The sequence below is a fragment of the Streptomyces sp. 130 genome (assembly GCF_007096885.1).
In the GTDB taxonomy this organism is placed as follows: domain Bacteria; phylum Actinomycetota; class Actinomycetes; order Streptomycetales; family Streptomycetaceae; genus Streptomyces.
In genome coordinates this window covers 23,968-43,048 of record NZ_VJNO01000049.1, presented here as the reverse complement: position 1 = coordinate 43,048, position 19,081 = coordinate 23,968, and the positions used below count along the sequence as shown (strand labels likewise).

19 protein-coding genes are annotated in these 19,081 nt (G+C 71.6%); 14 read left to right on the top strand and 5 right to left on the bottom strand.

What is annotated here, in order from left to right; all coding sequences use genetic code 11:
• Window positions 1-121 precede the first annotated feature (121 nt).
• On the bottom strand, window positions 122-1,999 hold the full coding sequence (locus FKN01_RS28945; RefSeq protein ID WP_143625615.1) for a bifunctional UDP-sugar hydrolase/5'-nucleotidase: 1,878 nt from the start codon (window positions 1,997-1,999) through the stop codon (window positions 122-124).
• A 131-nt stretch (window positions 2,000-2,130) separates the two neighbouring features.
• Between FKN01_RS28945 and mshD the strand changes: the two genes are divergently transcribed.
• The 11 genes from mshD (at window position 2,131) to pstB (ending at window position 13,452) form a co-directional block, all read left to right on the top strand.
• On the top strand, window positions 2,131-3,069 hold the full coding sequence (gene mshD, locus FKN01_RS28940) for a mycothiol synthase (RefSeq protein ID WP_143625614.1): 939 nt from the start codon (window positions 2,131-2,133) through the stop codon (window positions 3,067-3,069).
• A 90-nt stretch (window positions 3,070-3,159) separates the two neighbouring features.
• On the top strand, window positions 3,160-3,567 hold the full coding sequence (locus tag FKN01_RS28935; protein WP_143625613.1) for a GntR family transcriptional regulator: 408 nt from the start codon (window positions 3,160-3,162) through the stop codon (window positions 3,565-3,567).
• Complete coding sequence (locus FKN01_RS28930) at window positions 3,564-4,454, top strand: ABC transporter ATP-binding protein (RefSeq protein WP_143625612.1); 891 nt, start codon at window positions 3,564-3,566, stop codon at window positions 4,452-4,454. The genes FKN01_RS28935 and FKN01_RS28930 overlap by 4 nt, the downstream gene beginning before the upstream one ends.
• Entirely contained in the window at window positions 4,451-5,224 is a 774-nt protein-coding gene (locus FKN01_RS28925; RefSeq protein WP_143625611.1) for a hypothetical protein, read from the top strand. The genes FKN01_RS28930 and FKN01_RS28925 overlap by 4 nt, the downstream gene beginning before the upstream one ends.
• 252 nt (window positions 5,225-5,476) lie before the next feature.
• Window positions 5,477-7,729, top strand: coding sequence for an RNA degradosome polyphosphate kinase (locus FKN01_RS28920; protein WP_143625610.1), 2,253 nt, complete (start codon window positions 5,477-5,479; stop codon window positions 7,727-7,729).
• The gene (locus FKN01_RS28915) at window positions 7,716-8,729 is read left to right on the top strand and encodes a CHAD domain-containing protein (RefSeq protein ID WP_260697057.1); all 1,014 of its coding nucleotides are present in this window, start codon (window positions 7,716-7,718) and stop codon (window positions 8,727-8,729) included. The genes FKN01_RS28920 and FKN01_RS28915 overlap by 14 nt, the downstream gene beginning before the upstream one ends.
• Entirely contained in the window at window positions 8,726-9,139 is a 414-nt protein-coding gene (locus FKN01_RS28910; RefSeq protein ID WP_143625608.1) for an NUDIX hydrolase, read from the top strand. Before FKN01_RS28915 ends, FKN01_RS28910 begins: the two co-directional genes overlap by 4 nt.
• Window positions 9,140-9,316: 177 nt before the next feature.
• Window positions 9,317-10,453 (top strand): phosphate ABC transporter substrate-binding protein PstS, encoded by a 1,137-nt coding sequence (pstS, locus tag FKN01_RS28905; protein ID WP_143625607.1) that lies wholly within the window; start codon window positions 9,317-9,319, stop codon window positions 10,451-10,453.
• 123 nt (window positions 10,454-10,576) lie between these two features.
• Window positions 10,577-11,563, top strand: coding sequence for a phosphate ABC transporter permease subunit PstC (pstC, locus tag FKN01_RS28900; RefSeq protein ID WP_143625606.1), 987 nt, complete (start codon window positions 10,577-10,579; stop codon window positions 11,561-11,563).
• Window positions 11,560-12,648, top strand: coding sequence for a phosphate ABC transporter permease PstA (pstA, locus tag FKN01_RS28895; protein WP_143625605.1), 1,089 nt, complete (start codon window positions 11,560-11,562; stop codon window positions 12,646-12,648). Before pstC ends, pstA begins: the two co-directional genes overlap by 4 nt.
• Window positions 12,649-12,675: 27 nt before the next feature.
• On the top strand, window positions 12,676-13,452 hold the full coding sequence (gene pstB, locus FKN01_RS28890; RefSeq protein ID WP_143625604.1) for a phosphate ABC transporter ATP-binding protein PstB: 777 nt from the start codon (window positions 12,676-12,678) through the stop codon (window positions 13,450-13,452).
• Between the two features lie 118 nt (window positions 13,453-13,570).
• Here pstB and FKN01_RS28885 read toward each other — a convergent pair whose 3' ends face one another.
• Both FKN01_RS28885 and FKN01_RS28880 read right to left on the bottom strand, forming a co-directional pair.
• Window positions 13,571-14,569, bottom strand: a complete 999-nt coding sequence (locus FKN01_RS28885) for an inorganic phosphate transporter (RefSeq protein ID WP_143625603.1) — start codon at window positions 14,567-14,569, stop codon at window positions 13,571-13,573.
• Between the two features lie 5 nt (window positions 14,570-14,574).
• Window positions 14,575-15,195, bottom strand: a complete 621-nt coding sequence (locus tag FKN01_RS28880) for a DUF47 domain-containing protein (protein ID WP_026171331.1) — start codon at window positions 15,193-15,195, stop codon at window positions 14,575-14,577.
• Between the two features lie 200 nt (window positions 15,196-15,395).
• Here FKN01_RS28880 and FKN01_RS28875 point away from each other — a divergent pair, with 200 nt between their 5' ends.
• Window positions 15,396-15,773: a metal-sensitive transcriptional regulator gene (locus FKN01_RS28875; protein ID WP_073964812.1), complete on the top strand. Its 378-nt coding sequence runs from the start codon at window positions 15,396-15,398 to the stop codon at window positions 15,771-15,773.
• 15 nt (window positions 15,774-15,788) lie between these two features.
• Here FKN01_RS28875 and FKN01_RS28870 read toward each other — a convergent pair whose 3' ends face one another.
• Together FKN01_RS28870 and FKN01_RS28865 are read right to left on the bottom strand one after the other, a co-directional pair.
• Entirely contained in the window at window positions 15,789-16,112 is a 324-nt protein-coding gene (locus tag FKN01_RS28870; protein ID WP_143625602.1) for a hypothetical protein, read from the bottom strand.
• Window positions 16,113-16,227: 115 nt separating this feature from the next.
• The gene (locus FKN01_RS28865; RefSeq protein WP_143625601.1) at window positions 16,228-17,088 is read right to left on the bottom strand and encodes a hypothetical protein; all 861 of its coding nucleotides are present in this window, start codon (window positions 17,086-17,088) and stop codon (window positions 16,228-16,230) included.
• 179 nt (window positions 17,089-17,267) lie between these two features.
• On the opposite strand from FKN01_RS28865, the gene FKN01_RS32695 reads away from it, so the two are divergent.
• Window positions 17,268-17,441, top strand: a complete 174-nt coding sequence (locus tag FKN01_RS32695; RefSeq protein ID WP_185993028.1) for a hypothetical protein — start codon at window positions 17,268-17,270, stop codon at window positions 17,439-17,441.
• Between the two features lie 43 nt (window positions 17,442-17,484).
• Window positions 17,485-19,080 (top strand): FAD-binding oxidoreductase, encoded by a 1,596-nt coding sequence (locus FKN01_RS28860; protein WP_143625600.1) that lies wholly within the window; start codon window positions 17,485-17,487, stop codon window positions 19,078-19,080.
• Window position 19,081 lies beyond the last annotated feature (1 nt).

The window sequence follows — 19,081 nt, the reverse complement described above, 5'->3', positions numbered from 1 at the left end:
GGGGGGGGGGGGGGGGGGGGGGGGGGGGGGGGGGGGGGGGGGGGGGGGGGGGGGGGGGGGGGGGGGGGGGGGGGCGCCCCCCCCCCCCCCCCCCCCCCCCCTCCCCCCTTCCGCCGTGCTGTTACTGCACGACCGTGATCCGGTCCGTCGCCGGCGGGGCCAGCGGAGCCGAGGCCGTGGAGTGCGCGGCCAGGTAGGCGTTGAAGAGGTCCAGGTCGGAGGCGCCGACCAGCTTGTCGGTGCCCTCTCCGAGCGCCGCGAAGCCGTCACCGCCGCCCGCCAGGAACTCGTTCATCGCGACGCGGTACGTCTTGCCCGGGTCGATCGCCTCACCGTTCAGCTTGATGGTGTCCGTGACGACGCGCGCCGCGCCGGACTTGGTCATGTCCAGCGTGTAGGTGAGGCCCTTCGAGACCTGGAGGATCTTCGGGCTGGCCTCGTTCGAGCCGCTGACCTGCTGCTGAAGGGCGGAGACGAGCTGTGCGCCGGTCAAGGTCACGACGTTCATCATGTTGGTGAACGGCTGCACGGTGAACGCCTCGCCGTACGTGACGACGCCGTCGCCCTCACTGCCGGACGCCTGGTACACCAGGTCCGCGCGGATGCCGCCCGGGTTCATGAAGGCGACGACCGCTCCGCCCTTGTCCGCCGGTGCCAGGCCCTCCAGCTGCGCGTCGGCGATCAGGTCACCGAGCGGCTTCTCCAGGGCCGTGGAGCCGCGGCCGTCGATGTCGGCCGAGATGTAGCCCTGCGGCCGGTTCGAGATCGGGGCCGCGAGGGTGTTCCAGCGGGCGATCAGGTCCGTCATGTCCTTGGCGGGCGCCTGGTCGCGGCTGACCAGGTGGTTCGCGGAGACCGGGTTGGACGGCTGCGACCCGTGGGACTTCGAGCCGTGCTTGCCGCTGCCCTTCACCGCCGTGCGCACGATGTCGCCGGTGCGGCGGTCGTACGTCAGCGTCGTGTCCGTGTACAGCCGGCCGAAGGAGGCCGCCGAGGTGACCAGGCGCGGGTTGCCCGCCGGGTCCGGGATGGTGCAGACGTACGCCTGGTGGGTGTGGCCCGTGACCAGGGCGTCCACCTTCGGCGTGATGCCCTTGGCGATGTCCGTGATCGGCCCGGAGATGCCGTCACCGGCGCCCGGGCTGTCGCAGTCGTAGTCGTACGCGGTGGAGGCGGGCTGGCCGCCCTCGTGGATGAGCGCGACGATCGACTTCACGCCCTGGCGGTCCAGCTCCTTGGCGTACTTGTTGATCGTCTCGACCTCGTCGTGGAACTGCAGTCCCTTGACGCCGTTGGCCGTCACGATGTTCGGCGTGCCCTCCAGGGTCACCCCGATGAAGCCGATCTTGACGCCGTTCTTCTTCCACACGGTGTACGGCTTGAGGATCGGCTTCCCGGTCTTCTCGTCCGTCACATTGGCGGCGAGGTACGGGAAGTCGGCGCCCGGGAACTTCTTGCCCTTCTCGTAGCACCCCTCGACCGGGTGGCAGCCGCCGTTCTGGAGGCGGGCCAGCTCGGTCGCGCCCTCGTCGAACTCGTGGTTGCCGACGCTCGTCACATCGAGGTCGATCTTGTTCAGCGCCTCGATGGTCGGCTCGTCGTGGAAGAGCCCCGACAGCAGCGGGCTCGCGCCGACCATGTCGCCGCCGGCCGCGGTGATCGAGTACGGGTGGCCCTTGCGGGCGGCACGCAGCGAGGACGCGAGGTACTCGACGCCGCCGGCCGGGATCGCCTTCGTCGTACCGTCGGCCTGCGTCTCGGTGACCGTACCGGCCGAGCCGGCCGGCGGCTCCAGATTGCCGTGCAGGTCGTTGAAGGACAGCAGCTGCACGTCGACGGTCCGGGCGGGCGTGTTGTGCCCGTGGCCGTGGCCGCCGTCGTGGCCGCGCCCCTGGGCGCCGGCCGGCATGGCGGCGACGAGCGCGCCCACGGTGGCGAGACCGGCCGCGGCGGCGAGCACCCGCCGTGACGCCCGGTTCTTCTGCGGTGTCGCTGACATCGGTCCCCTTGTGAGTTCAGCGGGTGAAGTACGAGCCGCAGCCTAGAGTCAACGCGCGTAGCGCGACAGGTGTCCGGGGTTACGAAGTGGTTGCCAACCGGTGCGGGCCGCAGGCGCATACGCTCGGACCCATGACGACAGACGCACCCCTCCCCGCCCCCGGACGCGAGATCCAGACGCTCGACACCCTCTCCCCCGACCAGGCAGCGGCCGTGCTCGACCTGCTCACCGAGGCCGCGCGGTCCGACGGCCGGCAGGCCGTCTCGGAACAGGGCCGTCTGCAACTGCGGGGCGGGCAGCGGGAAGGCGTACGGCACTTCCTGCTGTCAGCGGGGGGCGTACTCGCCGGGTACGCACAGCTGGAGGACACCGACCCCGTCGAGGCACCCGCCGCCGAACTGGTCGTGCACCCCTCGCACCGGGGCCACGGCCACGGCCGCGCGCTCGGGGCCGCCCTGCTCGCCGCCACCGGGAAACGGCTGCGGGTCTGGGCGCACGGCGGCAAGGCCGCGGCCCGCCATCTCGCCCAGGTCCTCGGTCTCTCCCTGTTCCGGGAACTGCGCCAGCTGCGCCGCCCGTTGAACCCCCTGAACCTCGCGGAGCCGGCCCTGCCCCCGGGCGTCACCGTGCGCACCTTCGTCCCGGGCGAGGACGACGCCGCCTGGCTCGCGGTGAACCGCGCCGCCTTCGCCCACCACCCCGAGCAGGGCTCCCTGACCCAGCGCGACCTGGACGACCGCAAGGCCGAGCCCTGGTTCGACCCGAAGGGCTTCTTCCTGGCCGAGCGCGAGGACGGCGCGGGCGCCACGGAGCTGATCGGCTTCCACTGGACGAAGGTGCACGCGGACGAGCAGCTCGGCGAGGTGTACGTGGTCGGCATCCGGCCCGACGCGCAGGGCGGCGGCCTCGGCAAGGCGCTCACCGCGATCGGGCTGCGCCACCTGGCGGCGCAGGGCCTGCCGACCGCCATGCTCTACGTCGACGCGGACAACCCGGCGGCGCTCGCCGTCTACGAGCGCATGGGCTTCGTGACGCACGAGGTCGACCTGATGTACCGCACGGAATCCTGACCCCCTCTCAGCTCCCCCAGGGGCGGCGCCGCTTGACGCCGCCCCTTCCTTACGTCACCCTTTCACCACTCAATTAGTGAAAGGGTGAAGATGGCAGAGTCCGCGGCAGTCGAGTTCCGCATAGACCGGCGCAGCGGCGTCGCCACGTACCTCCAGATCGTCCAGCAGACCAAACAGGCCCTGCGCCTGGGCCTGCTGGAGCCCGGCGACCGGCTGCCCACCGCCCGCGAGGTGGTCGAGGCCACCGCGATCAACCCGAACACCGTGCTCAAGGCGTACCGCGAGCTGGAACGCGAAGGGCTGGTCGAGGGCCGCCGCGGCCTCGGCACCTTCGTCACCCGGTCGCTCGGTGGCGCGGCGGCCGACGACTCCCCGCTGCGCACCGAACTCGCCGCCTGGGCGGCCAGAGCGCGGGCCGCCGGGCTCGAACGCGACGACGTGGGCGCGCTCTTCACCGCCGTACTGGACAGCACCTTCGAGGGGGACCAGGACCGATGACAGGTACCGCGCTGGAGGCCGTCGGCCTCGGCATGAGATACCGGGGCCGCAGGGCCGGCTGGGCGCTGCGCGACTGCACGTTCCGGCTGCCCGCCGGAGCCGTCTGCGCGCTCGTCGGGCCCAACGGCGCCGGCAAGTCCACCCTGCTCGCCCTGGCGGCGGGTTTCCTGCGGCCGGCCGAGGGAACGCTGCGGGTCCTGGGCTCGGCGCCCGGCGAGACGCGTACCCGGATGGCGTACGTCGCCCAGGACAAGCCGCTCTACCCGCAATTGACGGTCTCCGAAACGCTGTGGGCGGGCGCGGAGCTGAACCCGGAGGGCTGGGACCGGGACGCGGCGGCGCGCATCGCCGAACCGCTGCCGTCGGGCACGAAGGTCCGCGACCTGTCGGGCGGCCAGCGCACCCGGCTCGCCCTCGCCCTCGCGCTGGGCAAGCGGGCCGAACTTCTGCTCCTGGACGAGCCGATGGCCGACCTCGACCCCCTAGCTCGCCACCAGCTGATGGGCGCCCTGATGGCCGAGGCCGCCGAGCACCGGACGACCATCGTGATGTCCTCGCACATCCTCAGCGAGCTGGAGGGCGCCTGCGACTACCTGCTCCTCGTGGACGGCGGACGCGTCCGCCTCGGCGGTGAGACGGACGACCTGATCGCGGCTCACGCCGTCCTCACGGGCCCGGTCGGCGACCTGGCCCCGCACACGGTGATCGAATCCCGCACGACGGGCCGCACCCTGACCGCCCTGGTCCGCCCGGACGGCCCGGTGGCCCCGGCCTGGGACAGGTCCGAACCCTCCCTGGAGGAACTGCTGCTCGCCCATTTGCGTTCCCCGGAGGCCCACACGCTGCTGACACCGAGCGCGACGACCCGCGAGGCGGTGGCGGCATGAGCGCGATCGCCCTGCGAGGTCCGGCACGGCTCGTCGTACGGCAGCACCGCCTCGTCCTGTGGGTGAGCGGAGCCCTCGCCCTCGCCGGGATCGCGCTGGTGGTCGGCGCCTGGTTGTTCACGTCGTCCGCCGCCGCCGACTTCGCCGGGACCGGGTGCTCCGTCCAGCACACCGTCAGCGGCTGCGGCATCCAGGTCCGCCACTTCCTCAGCGTCGAGCTGTACTACAACCACCTCTTCGCATACACCGGGCTGGTCATGACGGCCCTGCCCGCACTCGTGGGTCTCTTCGTCGCGGGCCCGCTCGTCGGCCGGGAACTGGAGGACGGCACCTACCGACTCTCCTGGAGCCAGTCGGTGAGTCCCGCCCGCTGGCTGGCTGCCAGGCTCGCCGTGCCCGCGGTACTCACCGTGTCCGGCGTCGCCGTGCTGTCAGGCGTGTACTCCTGGGGCTGGTCCCGAACGCATCACACGCACTATCCGCTGCAGTCGTCCGAGTGGTGGGTGTACAGCTCAATGGGCCCGGTACCCGTCGTGTACGCCGTGCTCTGGCTCGTCCTCGGCGCCCTCGTCGCGCTGCTGGTCCGCCGCACCCTCCTGGCCATGACCATCACCGCGGCCGCCTACCCGCTGGTGGCCGGAGCCGCGTATGCCGTCCGCCCCGGCGGACCCTTCTGGCCGCTCCAGCTCGCCGAAACCGCCGTCCTCCTCGGCCTCGCCGCAGCCGCCACCGTCCTCGCCTTCCGGGTGCTGCGGCGCTACCACGTCTGAGGCGTTCCCAAACCTGTCCGGGGCGCCGGCCCCGGACAGGGCCCCCACACACGGCCACCCACCGCTTCCCGCACGTCATGTCGTCGTAACCACGCATTCAGACGGCCTTGCGACCCTCGCAGGATGCAGCCAGCTGTGCCGTCCCCCCGCAACGGGCGAAATAACGGCAGAACGCACCCCGACCGCGCCGACCACGCGATCTCGTCCGCCTCCGACGCGCTTGCGGAGCGCTCCGGGCGGAACAATGGATCCATGAGCCAGCAGCCCAGCTCCGAGGTCCAGGTCCAGCCCGCCGCCCAGCCGTCCGTCGGTGCCCTCGCCGCACACCGGCCGCACGCCGTCGCCCCGTCCGGGAGAGGCGCCGCCCTGTCCACCGCCGCCGATTTCGACCCCGACATCGACGCCGACGCCGACGCCTACGAGCCCGAGGTCGACGGGGACGAGCTGCCCCAGGGCCGCTTCCTGGACCGGGAACGCAGCTGGCTCGCGTTCAACGAACGGGTCCTCGAACTGGCCGAGGACCCGACCACGCCCCTGCTGGAGCGGGCCAACTTCCTGGCGATCTTCGCGTCGAACCTGGACGAGTTCTTCATGGTCCGGGTCGCCGGCCTGAAGCGCCGCATCGCGACCGGGGTCGCCAACCGGTCCGCGTCCGGCCTCCTGCCCCGCGAGGTGCTGGACCTGATCTGGACCCGCTCGCGCGAACTCATGGCGCGGCACGCCGCCTGCTACCAGCAGGACGTCGCCCCCGCACTGTCCGACGAGGGCATCCAGCTGATCCGCTGGCCGGAGCTCACCGACAAGGAGCAGGCCCGCCTGTTCACCTTCTTCCGGCAGCGCGTCTTCCCGGTCCTCACCCCCCTCGCCGTGGACCCGGCCCACCCCTTCCCGTACATCTCCGGCCTCTCGCTGAACCTCGCCGTCGTCGTACGCAATCCGGTCAGCGGCCACCGCCACTTCGCCCGGGTCAAGGTGCCGCCGCTGCTGACCCGCTTCCTGGAGGCGTCGCCGCAGCGCTACGTCCCCATAGAGGACGTCATCGCGGCCCACCTGGAGGAGCTCTTCCCGGGCATGGAGGTGCTGGCGCACCACATGTTCCGGGTCACCAGGAACGAGGACCTGGAGGTCGAGGAGGACGACGCGGAGAACCTCCTCCAGGCCCTGGAGAAGGAGCTCATGCGGCGTCGCTTCGGCCCGCCGGTCCGCCTGGAGGTCGAGGAGTCCATCGACCCGTACGTACTGGACCTGCTGGTCCGCGAGCTGAAGGTGTCCGACGCCGAGGTCTACCCGCTGCCCGGTCCGCTCGATCTGACGGGGCTGTTCGGCATAGCGTCGCTGGACCGGCCCGAGCTCAAGTACCCCAAGTTCATCGCCGGCACCCACCGCGACCTCGCCGAGGTGGAATCCGCGTCCGCGCCGGACATCTTCGCCGCCGTACGCGAGCGGGACGTGCTGCTGCACCACCCGTACGACTCCTTCTCCACCTCCGTCCAGGCGTTCCTGGAGCAGGCGGCCGGCGACCCGGACGTCCTCGCGATCAAGCAGACGCTCTACCGGACCTCGGGCGACTCACCCATAGTGGACGCCCTCATCGACGCCGCCGAATCCGGCAAACAGGTCCTCGTCCTGGTCGAGCTCAAGGCCCGCTTCGACGAGCAGGCCAACATCAAGTGGGCGCGCAAGCTGGAGGAGGCGGGCTGCCACGTCGTCTACGGGCTCGTCGGCCTCAAGACGCACTGCAAGCTCTCCCTCGTCGTCCGCCAGGAGGGCGACACCCTGCGCCGCTACTCGCACGTCGGCACCGGCAACTACCACCCCAAGACGGCCCGGCTCTACGAGGACCTGGGCCTCCTCACCGCGGACCCGCAGGTCGGCGCGGACCTCTCCGACCTCTTCAACCGGCTCTCCGGCTACTCCCGCCGCGAGACCTACCGCCGCCTCCTCGTCGCCCCCAAGTCGCTGCGCGACGGCCTGGTCGCCCGCATCACCAAGGAGGTGACGCACCACCGCGCCGGCCGCCCCGCATACGTGCGGATCAAGGTCAACTCGATGGTGGACGAGGCGGTCATCGACGCCTGCTACCGGGCCGCCCAGGCCGGCGTCCCCGTCGACATCTGGGTACGCGGCATCTGCGCGATCCGCCCCGGCGTCACCGGCCTCTCCGAGAACATCCGGGTCCGCTCGGTCCTCGGCCGCTTCCTCGAACACTCCCGGGTCTTCGCCTTCGGCAACGGCGGCGACCCCGAAGTCTGGTTCGGCAGCGCCGACATGATGCACCGCAACCTCGACCGCCGCATCGAGGCCCTGGTCCGGGTCACCGACCCCGCCCACCGCGCCGCCCTCAGCCGCCTCCTGGAGACCGGCATGGCCGACACCACCTCCTCCTGGCACCTGGGCCCCGACGGCAACTGGACCCGGCACTCCGTGGACGCGGACGGCAAACCCCTGCGGCACGTACAGGAAATGCTCATTGACGCCCGGAGGCGCCGGCGTGCGACGCCCTGACCACCAGACCCAGGCCGCCCCGGCCCACGCCCCCGAGATCACCGGCGTGAGCGCGGGGTCGGTCCTCGGCCCCTATCTGCGCACCCAGGCCGCGGACTTCCTGCGCAGCCTGCGCCTGCACCGCGAGAACACCGCCCCCACGGACGCCGGATCGCGCGCCGCCGAACAGGCCGCCACCGCACTGCGCCGCTCCGCCCGCCGGATCGGCGCGACCCTGCGCACCTTCCGCACCGGGCTCGACCCGCTCTGGGCGGAGCAGCTGCGCACCGAACTGTCCTGGCTCTCCGCCACCCTCGCCCGCGAGCACGCGTACGCGGACCGGCTGACCCGGCTCCTCGACGCACTGCACGGGCTCTCCGGCGACCCCGCCCTCCCGGCCGCCCGCACCGGCGACTCCGCGGGATCGGCCCGCCCCGTCCTCGGCGTCGGCGCCGCCCGGGCCGGCGCGCTGCTGGAACGCCAGCTCACCCTCGCCCGGACCCGCGCCCACTCCGCGGCCCTCCAGGCCCTCGGCTCCTCCCGCTTCCACGCGGTGGCCGACGCGGTCGCGCTGCTCGCCTCCGAGGTCCCGCTCTCCCCCGCCGCGGCCGGCCCGGCCGGCGACCTGCTCGCCGAACCCGCGGACCGGGCGGAGCAGCGGCTGCTCGGGGCGGTCGCCGCGCTGCCCTCCGACGAGTCGGCCGAGCCGTACAACGAGGCGCACGACGCGCCCTGGCACCAGACCCGCCTGCTGCTCCGGCTGCACCGCTACGCCCACGAGGTCGTGCACGGCGCCCCCGATCCGGTCCTGGCCGCCCCGGCCCGCGCCCTCGACCTGCACCGGGACGCGGCGGAGGCGGCCGGCGCGGCGGCCACGGCCGCCCGCACCCCGAGGATCGCCCCGGCGACCGCGTACGCCCTGGGCGTGCTCCACGCCGACCAGCGCCACGAGGTGGAGGCGGCGCGCGCGGTGTTCCGCGAGAGCTGGCCCTACGCGACGACGGGGGCGGCGCGGCCGTGAGCGGCACGGTCCGGGCGGCGGGCTGCGTCCTGTGGCGCCGGGAGCCCGCGCCGGCCGGGGGCGTGGAGCTGTGCCTCGTACACCGGCCGCGTTACGACGACTGGTCGTTCCCCAAGGGCAAGCTGAAGCGCGGCGAGTCCCCGCGGGAGGCGGCGGTCCGCGAGGTCCTGGAGGAGACGGGCCACCACTGTGTGCCGGGGCCCGTGCTGCCCGTGGTCCGGTACGTCGCGCACGGCCGCCCGAAGGAGGTCACGTACTGGTCCGCCGAGGCCACCGCCGGCTCCTTCACCCCGAACGACGAGGTGGACGCGGTGGTGTGGGTCCCGCCGGACGCCGCACGCGAGCGCCTGACGCAACGGCGCGACCGCGAGGTGCTGGACGCGGCGCTGAAGACGCTGCGAGAGGCGTAGAGCCGAGAACCTCGCCGCCCGCCACGGTTCACTCTCCGTTCACTCACCCCCGTAAACCACTTCACCTGTTCTGCCTAATTTCAGACCTACCGGGTGCAGCGATCAGCCACTGCACCGCCCGCGTCGCACGCCGCCCGCAACTGCAGCCGCGGCGGCTTCTGGAAGGAACACCCGAAAGTGAAGCTTCAGCGCAAGAACCGGCTTCGTGCCACCGCGCTCGGTGCCCTCGCCGTCTCCGGCGCCCTGGTCCTCACGGCGTGCGGTTCGGACGACAACAGCAGCGACACCTCCGCCACCGGCGGCGCCCAGACGAAGGCCGCGTCCAACGTCAAGTGCGACGGCGCCAAGGGCCAGCTGCGCGCCTCCGGCTCCAGCGCGCAGAAGAACGCCATGGACCTCTGGGTCAAGGAGTACATGGCCGCCTGCTCCGGCGTGGAGATCAACTACAACTCCTCCTCGTCCGGCGAGGGCATCGTCGCGTTCAACCAGGGCACCGTCGGCTTCGCCGGCTCCGACTCGGCGCTGAAGCCCGAGGAGGTCGCCGACTCCAAGAAGATCTGCAAGACCGGCCAGGGCATCAACCTCCCGATGGTCGGCGGCCCGATCGCGATCGGCTTCCACCTCGAAGGCGTCGACAGCCTGACCCTGGACGCCCCCACCCTCGCCAAGATCTTCGACACGAAGATCAAGAAGTGGAACGACGAGGCGATCGCCAAGCTCAACCCCGACGCCAAGCTGCCGGACAAGGCGATCCAGCCCTTCCACCGCTCCGAGGACTCCGGCACCACGCAGAACCTCGGCAAGTACCTGGGCGCCGCGGCTCCGCAGGACTGGAAGTACGAGGCCGAGAAGAAGTGGCCCGCCCCCGGCGGCCAGGCCGCGTCCGGCTCCTCCGGCGTCGCCACCCAGGTCAAGCAGGTCGACGGCTCCATCGGCTACTTCGAGCTGTCCTACGCCACCTCGCAGCAGATCTCCACGGTCGACATCGACACCGGCGGCTCCGCCCCGGTCAAGGCGTCCTCCGAGAACGCCTCCAAGGCCATCGCCGCCGCCAAGATCAAGGGCACCGGCAAGGACCTGGCGCTCGACCTCGACTACACCACCAAGGCCGACGGCGCCTACCCGCTGGTCCTCGTCACCTACGAGGTCGTCTGCGACACCGGCAACAAGGCCGACACCCTCGGCACCGTCAAGTCCTTCCTGACCTACACCGCCTCCGCGGACGGCCAGAAGCTCCTCACCGAGGCGGGCTACGCCCCGATCCCCGAGGAGATCAACGCCAAGGTCCGCGAGACCGTCGCCGGCCTCTCGTAACCGGCCGTACGACACCCAGCGCAACCGGCGTCCGGTCCGGAACACCCCTCCGGACCGGACGCCATCCCTCCGGTGCACCGCCGCCAGGGGAGCCCCGGCTCCCCCACACAGACCGGAAAGACCATGGCTTCCACCACACAAGAGATACAAACCCCACCGGGCAGGCGACCCCGCCCCCGGTCCACGGCCCGCGCCGGCGACCGGATCTTCCTCGGCCTCTCCCGCGGCTCCGGCATCCTGCTCCTGGTGATCATGGCGTCGATCGCCGTGTTCCTCACCTACCGCGCCGCGATCGCCATCTCGAAGGACGAGGGCAACTTCCTCACCACCTTCGACTGGAACCCGGCCGGTGACCCGCCCGTCTTCGGCATCGCCGTCCTGCTCTTCGGCACCGTCGTCAGCTCCGTCATCGCGATGGCCATCGCGGTGCCCGTCGCCGTCGGCATCGCCCTGTTCATCTCGCACTACGCCCCGCGCAAGCTGGCCGGCCCGATCGCGTACGTCATCGACCTGCTCGCCGCCGTCCCCAGCATCGTCTACGGCATCTGGGGCGCCCTCGTCCTCGTGCCGTACCTGGAGGGGCTCAACCTCTGGCTCGACCAGTTCTTCGGCTGGACCTACGTCTTCGAGAAGACCGAGATCGGCGTCGCCCGCTCCCTCTTCACCGTCGGCATCCTGCTCGCGATCATGATCCTGCCGATCGTGACCAGCGTCAGCCGCGAGGTCTTCCTCCAGGTCCCCCGGATGAACGAGGAGGCCGCGCTCGCCCTCGGCGCCACGCGCTGGGAGGTCATCCGCCTCTCGGTCCTGCCGTTCGGCCGCTCCGGCGTGATCTCCGCGTCGATGCTGGGCCTCGGCCGCGCCCTCGGCGAGACGATGGCCGTCGCCACCGTCCTGTCGCCCAACTTCCTGATCTCGCTGCACGTGCTGAACCCGGGCGGCGGGACGTTCGCCCAGAACATCGCGGCGAAGTTCGGCGAGGCCGACGCGTTCGGGCGGGACGCCCTGATCGCCTCCGGCCTGGTCCTCTTCGTCCTCACCCTGCTGGTCAACGGCGCGGCCCGGCTCATCATCGCCCGCCGCAAGGAGTACTCGGGGGCCAACGCATGAGCCACGCCACCACCACCCCCGGCGTCCAGGACCTCCCGACGCCCGCACCGGCCGCCCCGAAGGGCAGCCTCAGCAGCCGGTCCCTGCCGCGCTTCGCGCCGATCGGCTTCGCCGTGGTCGCCGTCGCGCTCGGCATCGGCATCGGCCTCGCCGCCGGCTGGCAGAGCCGGGTGCAGTGGGGCCTGATCTCCGCGCTGCTCTTCCTGGCCATCTCGTACGTCACCACCAGCGTGGTCGAGAACCAGCGCCAGGCCCGCGACCGCCTCGCCACCAGCCTCGTCTGGGTGTGCTTCCTGCTCGCCGTCGTCCCGCTGGCCTCGCTGCTCTGGACGACCGTCAGCCGCGGCTCCGAACGCCTGGACGGCTACTTCCTGACCCACTCGATGGCCGGCGTCCTCGGGCCCGAGGCCAGCGGCGGCGTCTACCACGCGCTGATCGGCACCCTGGAGCAGGTCGGCATCGCCACCCTGATCTCCGCCCCGCTCGGCCTGCTCACCGCCGTCTACCTGGTGGAGTACGGCAAGGGCGCGCTGGCCAAGGCCGTCACCTTCTTCGTGGACGTCATGACCGGCATCCCGTCGATCGTGGCCGGTCTCTTCATCCTCTCGATCATGCTCATCGCGGGCCTGGAACCGTCCGGCCTGATGGGCTCGCTCGCCCTGACGATCCTGATGATCCCGGTCGTCGTCCGCTCCACCGAGGAGATGCTCAAGCTCGTCCCGAACGAGCTCCGCGAGGCGTCCCTCGCCCTCGGCATCCCGAAGTGGCGCACGATCCTGAAGGTGGTCCTGCCGACCGCGATCGGCGGCATCGCCACCGGCGTCATGCTCGCCGTCGCCCGCATCGCCGGCGAGACCGCCCCGATCATCCTGCTGGTCTTCGGCAGCCAGCTGATCAACACCAACCCCTTCGAAGGCGCCCAGTCGTCACTGCCCTTCTACATCTACGAGCAGTACAAGATCGGTGAGGCCGCGTCCTACGACCGCGCCTGGGCAGCGGCCCTGGTCCTGATCGCCTTCGTCATGATCCTCAACCTGGTGGCCCGCGGCATCGCCCGCTGGAAGGCCCCCAAGGCCGGGCGCTAGGCCCGCCGGAAAGCAGCAGTGATTCAGATGGCCAAGCGCATCGACGTCAGCGGACTGTCGGCCTACTACGGCAGCCACAAGGCGATAGACGACATCTCCATGACCATCGAGCCCCGCTCGGTGACCGCCTTCATCGGCCCCTCCGGCTGCGGCAAGTCCACCTTCCTGCGCACCCTGAACCGCATGCACGAGGTCACCCCCGGCGGCCGCGTCGAGGGAAAGGTGCTCCTGGACGACGAGAACCTGTACGGGACGAACGTCGACCCGGTGACCGTACGCCGCACGGTCGGCATGGTCTTCCAGCGCCCGAACCCCTTCCCCACCATGTCGATCTTCGACAACGTGGCGGCCGGCCTGCGCCTCAACGGCTCGTACCGCAAGAGCGCCCTGAACGACATCGTCGAGAAGTCGCTGCGCGGGGCGAACCTGTGGAACGAGGTCAAGGACCGGCTGAACAAGCCCGGCTCCGGCCTCTCCGGCGGACAGCAGCAGCGCCTGTGCATCGCCCGCGCGATCGCCGTCGAGCCGGACGTGCTGCTGATGGACGAGCCGTGCTCCGCCCTCGACCCGATCTCCACCCTCGCCATCGAGGACCTGGTCGGCGAGCTCAAGGAGCGGTTCACGATCGTCATCGTCACGCACAACATGCAGCAGGCCGCCCGCGTCTCGGACCGCACCGCGTTCTTCAACCTGGCGGCGGTCGGCAAGCCCGGCAAGCTCATCGAGATCGACGAGACGGAACGCATCTTCTCCAACCCCTCGGTCCAGGCCACCGAGGACTACATCTCCGGCCGCTTCGGCTGATCCGCCCGGCCCTCCCGTACGGCCTTGGGGTGCTGCATGGCGGTGCCACCACAAGGCGAAAAGGGTCCGCCCCGCACTCCGAGGGAGTGCGGGGCGGACCCACGTACGGCGGCCGGCGTCAGCCGAACATCAGATAGACGACCCCGTAGCTCGCGGCGGCGACCAGCGCCGCGGCCGGCATCGTGATGAACCACCCCAGGATGATGTTCTTCGCGACGCCCCACCGCACCGCGTTCACCCGCTTCGTGGCGCCCACACCCATGATCGCCGAGGTGATCACATGCGTGGTCGAGATCGGCGCGTGGAAGAGGAACGCCGAACCGAACATGATCGAAGCGCCCGTCGTCTCGGCGGCGAACCCCTGCGGCGGGTCCAGCTCGATGATCTTCCGGCCGAGCGTACGCATGATGCGCCAGCCGCCCGCGTACGTACCGAGCGACAGCATCAGCGCGCAGACCAGCTTCACCCAGACCGGGATCGGATCGCTCGGGGACTCGACGTCGGCGATGACGAGGGCCATCACCACGATGCCCATCGTCTTCTGCGCGTCCTGGAGACCGTGCCCGAGCGCCATGCCCGCGGCGGAGACCGTCTGCGCGATGCGGAAACCGCGCTTGGCCTTGTGCGGATTGGCCTTCCGGAACAACCACATGATGGCGACCATCACCAGATAACCGACCACCAGGCCGATCACCGGCGACAGGAACATCGGGATGACGATCTTGTCGAGCACCCCGTCCCAGTGCACCATCGTCCCGCCCGCCAGCGCCGCGCCGACCATCCCGCCGAACAGCGCGTGCGAGGACGACGAGGGCAGGCCGAAGTACCAGGTGATCAGGTTCCAGATCACGGCGCCGACGAGCGCCGCGAAGAGGATGCCCATCCCCTTGTTGCCCTCGGGCGTCGCGATCAGGCCCTCACTGACGGTCTTGGCGACCCCGCTGCCGAGGAACGCGCCCGCGAGGTTCATCACGGCCGCCATCGCCAGCGCCGCACGCGGCGTCAGCGCACGGGTCGAGACCGACGTGGCGATCGCGTTCGCCGAGTCGTGGAAGCCGTTGGTGTAGGTGAAGCCGAGCGCGACACCGATGGTCACGATCAGTACGAAGGTGTCCACGTGGTTCAGGACTCCTTGACCGCGATGGTCTCCACCGTGTTCGCGACGTGCTCGAACGCGTCGGCAGCCTCCTCCAGCACATCCACGATCTGCTTCAGCTTCAGCACCTCTATGGCGTCGTACTTGCCGTTGAAGAGGTGGGCGAGCAGCTTGCGGTGGATCTGGTCGGCCTGGTTCTCCAGACGGTTGACCTCGATCCAGTACTCGGTGAGGTTGTCCATCGTGCGCAGACCCGGCATGGCCTCGGCGGTCAGTTCGGCCGCCCGGGCCAGCACCTCGATCTGCTGCTCCACCCCCTTGGGGAGCGTCTCGATCTGATACAGCACGACCAGATCGACGGCCTCCTCCATGAAGTCCATGATGTCGTCGAGCGACGACGCGAGGTTGTAAATGTCCTCGCGGTCGAAGGGCGTAATGAAGGAGGAGTTCAGCTGGTGGAAGATCGCGTGGGTCGCGTCGTCCCCGGCGTGCTCCGCTGCCCGCATGCGCTCCGCGATCTCGGCCCGGGAGGACGAATCCGCCCCGAGCAGTTCCATCAGGAGTTTCGAGCCCGTGACGATGTTGTCCGCGGACGCGGAGAACATGTCGTAGAAGCTCGTCTCCCTGGGGGTCAGACGAAAGCGCACGTGGGGTCCTCGGGGTGCTTTGGATTCGGTCAGGCTGATGCTAGGCGCATCATCCGGCCACGGCTAACCGGCATTCTTCAGTGTCGCCCATCGGGCACAGTGATCAGCACGGGCCCTAGGTCACGTTTCAGCTGAATTCGTTAGGATATACCCACCAGGGGTATATAAACGGCAGGGTAATGGGAAAGCGGGAGGCAGCAATGACCACCACCGAGGCCATGGGTACCGGCCCCTCACCGGACGCGGTACCCGGCGCGGCCCCCGTGGAAGCGATCGTCACCGACCACGACCGCGGAATACACGGCTACCACCACCAGAAGGCCGAACACCTCAAGCGCCTGCGCCGCATCGAGGGCCAGATCCGCGGCCTCCAGCGCATGGTGGACGAGGACGTCTACTGCATCGACATACTCACCCAGGTCTCGGCGTCCACCAAGGCACTCCAGTCCTTCGCGCTCCAGCTCCTGGAGGAGCACCTGCGGCACTGCGTCGCCGACGCGGCCCTCAAGGGCGGCGACGAGGTCGACGCGAAGGTCGAGGAGGCCACCAAGGCCATCGCCCGCCTGCTGCGCACCTGACCCCCGGCGATCCCGTCAGCCCCGGTGGTCGCCGCCCTGCCGGGGGACGGTGGTGCGGTCGTCGCCGCTGGTGACAGCGGTGCGGTGGGTGCCGTTGGTTCGGTCGGTGACAGCGGTGCGGTCGGTGCCGTTGGTGACAGCGGTGCGGTTGATGCCGCTGGTGCAGTCGGTGCCGCTGGTGCGGTCGGTGCTCGCCTTCACATCGAGCACCTCGTCGATACGGTCCGCACTGAGCCGTTCCCCGATCGCCGCGGACGCGGCGATCATCAGTTCCCCGCACAGCTCGATCTCAGCGAGCGCCACACGGTCCGATACGGTCGGGGCGCTGAGCGTCACCACGTCACTCACCTCTCACTGCCGTTACCGGCTTCCCAGAGTAGAGAGCCCGCCACACGCCGCGCATGGCACGGACGGACCATTTCGCCCCCACCCATGCGGGGCCGTGCGACCCATCTCACGCCCGCCCCTGCTCGATCTCGCCGGTGTAGATGTCCCGGTCGTGCGGCAGCCGTACGGTGACGGGCACGCCGAACCCGTACAGGAGCGTCGTCGAGACGACCTCCGCCGCCCGGCCCTCGTTGACGAAGCTGAACCGGTGGCGCACCTTGCGCAATCTGCCCTGCTCGTCCAGATACGCGTCGAACGGCACGGCCCGCGCGCGGAACCCTTTCGCCGCCGCCGCCAGCGCCGCCCGCGCGCCCGGCGCCGCCAGCCGCGCCGCCCGGCCGATGTCCGCGGTGCCCCGGTAGTGCCGCACGGCCACCCCGGCCACATCCGTCTCGCCCACGTACGTCACGGCCCCCGCACCGCGCAGCAGCTCGGCGGCGGCCAGCGGATCGGTCGCCCCGCCGGTGACCAGATTGCCGTCCTCCAGGGCCGTCGTGTCGATCCGCACCCACTTGCCGGCGGGCACCCCCGCGCCCCGGTTCATCATGTACAGCGCGCCCGGCGCCAGCAGCTCCGTAATCGGCCGGTGCTCCTCCTCGCCCGCCGCGTCGGGCGGCAGCACCACCTTCAGCCGGCCCGAACCGGCGCGGAAGTCGTACGCCCCCGAGCCCCTGATCGTGACCCGGGTGCCCCCGGCGGCCGACTCCATCGACGTACTCACCTCGGCGCTCGCGACGCCGTCCCCGGCGAGCACCGCCGCCGCCCGCCGCACCACCTCGGCGCCGCCGTCCCGGGCAGCCGCGGCAGCCGCGGCACGGTCGGCGCCGCCATCACCGGCGCACCCGGCGGCCGCCGCCACCACGCCCACCGCGACGAGGGCGCGCACGACGCGCACCCCGCCTCCGGACCTGTGCTGCTGCACCACCATCGCCTGCCCATCCCCAACGCCGAACCGCTTGCCCGAGGTCGTGTCCGCCTCGCATAACGACGGCCCGTGCCCCCTGTAACGTCCACGCCCCCGATTGGCGCCGTCCCCGCGGTCCGAGCGCCCCCTCACGGTTGACGCACCCCTCCCGGCCGGGGCGCCCCGCCCAGTACCGTGTCCGCGTGTACGACCAACACTCCGCCGACCTCCCGCCGGCCCGCCCCGCCCACGAGCCCACCACCGTCGAACGCGGCTCGTTCTGCACCGCCCGCTGCGCCTGCGGCTGGTCCGGGCCCGCCCGCCGGTCCCGCGACCGGGCGCGCGCGGACGCCGAGGAACACCGCACCACGGCCTGATCCAGAGGCCGGGCCCTCCCCCTCTCCCCCCACCGGAGGTCCGATGACCCCGCCGAACCGGCGCACGCTCCTCGCGGCGGGCGCCGCCGTGCTCACCGGCGCCACCGCGACCGCGTGCGAGGGCACCGACACGACGGACCCGGCCCCGGGCGGCGCCACGGCCCCCACGGGGTCCGCGACGCCCCCGGCCCCCTCGGCGTCCCCATCCCCCAAGCCCTCCGGCCCGGCGGACTGGTCCGCGCTGGCCAAGAGCCTCGACGGGCCGCTGATCCGTCCCGGCGACGCCGCGTATCCGACCGCCCGTCAGCTCTACAACACCCGCTTCGACGACCGGAAGCCGGCCGGGATCGCCTACGTCCGGCACGAGGACGACATCCGCGAGTGCCTGGCCTTCGCCCGCCGCACCTCCGTGCCGGTCGCGATCCGCAGCGGCGGCCACTCGTACGCCGGCTGGTCGAGCGGCAACGGCCGCCTGGTCATTGACGTCGCGTCACTCGACCGCGTCGGGGCGGACGGCACGATCGGCGCCGGCGCCAAGCTGCTCGACGTCTACGAGGGGCTGGCCGCGCACGGTGCGACGATCCCCGGCGGCTCCTGCCCCACGGTCGGCATCTCCGGTCTCACCCTCGGCGGCGGCCACGGCGTCGCCGCCCGCGCCTACGGCCTGACCTGCGACAGCCTCACGGCCGCCACCCTCGTCACGGCCGACGGCCGCACGGTGACCGCCGACGCCAAACGCGACCCCGACCTCTTCTGGGCGCTGCGCGGCGCGGGCAACGGCAACTTCGGCGTCGTCACGAGCCTCCGCTTCCGTACGCACTCCGCCCCTCGGACGGTCACCGCCTACATGTCCTGGCCGTGGTCACGCGCCCGGGACGTCGTCACCGCCTGGCAGGAGTGGGGCCCGGACCAGCCCGACGAGATCTGGTCCGCCGCGCACCTCGACGCCGGGCCGGGCGGCATCGACCCGACGGTCTCGGTCTCGGCGTTCAGCCTCGGCACGTACGGGGACCTGCAGAACGCCGTCGACCGGCTCGCCGACCGGATCGGCGCCTCCGCGGCCTCCGTCTCGCTGCGCCGCCGCGACTACCGGGAGGCGATGCTCGTGTACGCGGGCTGCTCGGGCCTCACGGACGCGCAGTGCCACCTCCCGGGGACCACGCCGGGCCGCACCCCGCAGGGCGCCCTCCGGCGCGAGACATACGCCGCCGCCTCCGACTTCTACGACCGCTCACTGCCCCCGGCGGGTGTTTCGGCCCTGCTCGACGCGGTCGAGGCCTTCACCCGCCTCGCCCCGGGCCAGGGCGGCGGCGGCTCGGTCGCGCTGACCGCGCTGGGCGGGGCGGTGAACCGGGTGGACCCGGGAGCCACCGCGTTCGTCCACCGCCGCTCCCGGATGCTCGCCCAGTACATCGGGGCCTGGCGGCCCGGGGCCCCGGGAACCGCACAGCAGAACTGGCTGAAAGACACCCATGCGGCGATGCGCCCTTACGCCTCCGGGGCGGCGTACCAGAACTACGCGGACCCGTCCCTGACCAACTGGCGCACCGCGTACTACGGCTCCGGGGCGGCGCGCCTGGCCCGGGTGAAGAAGCGGTACGACCCGGAGGGGCTGTTCACGTACGCGCAGGGGGTGTGAG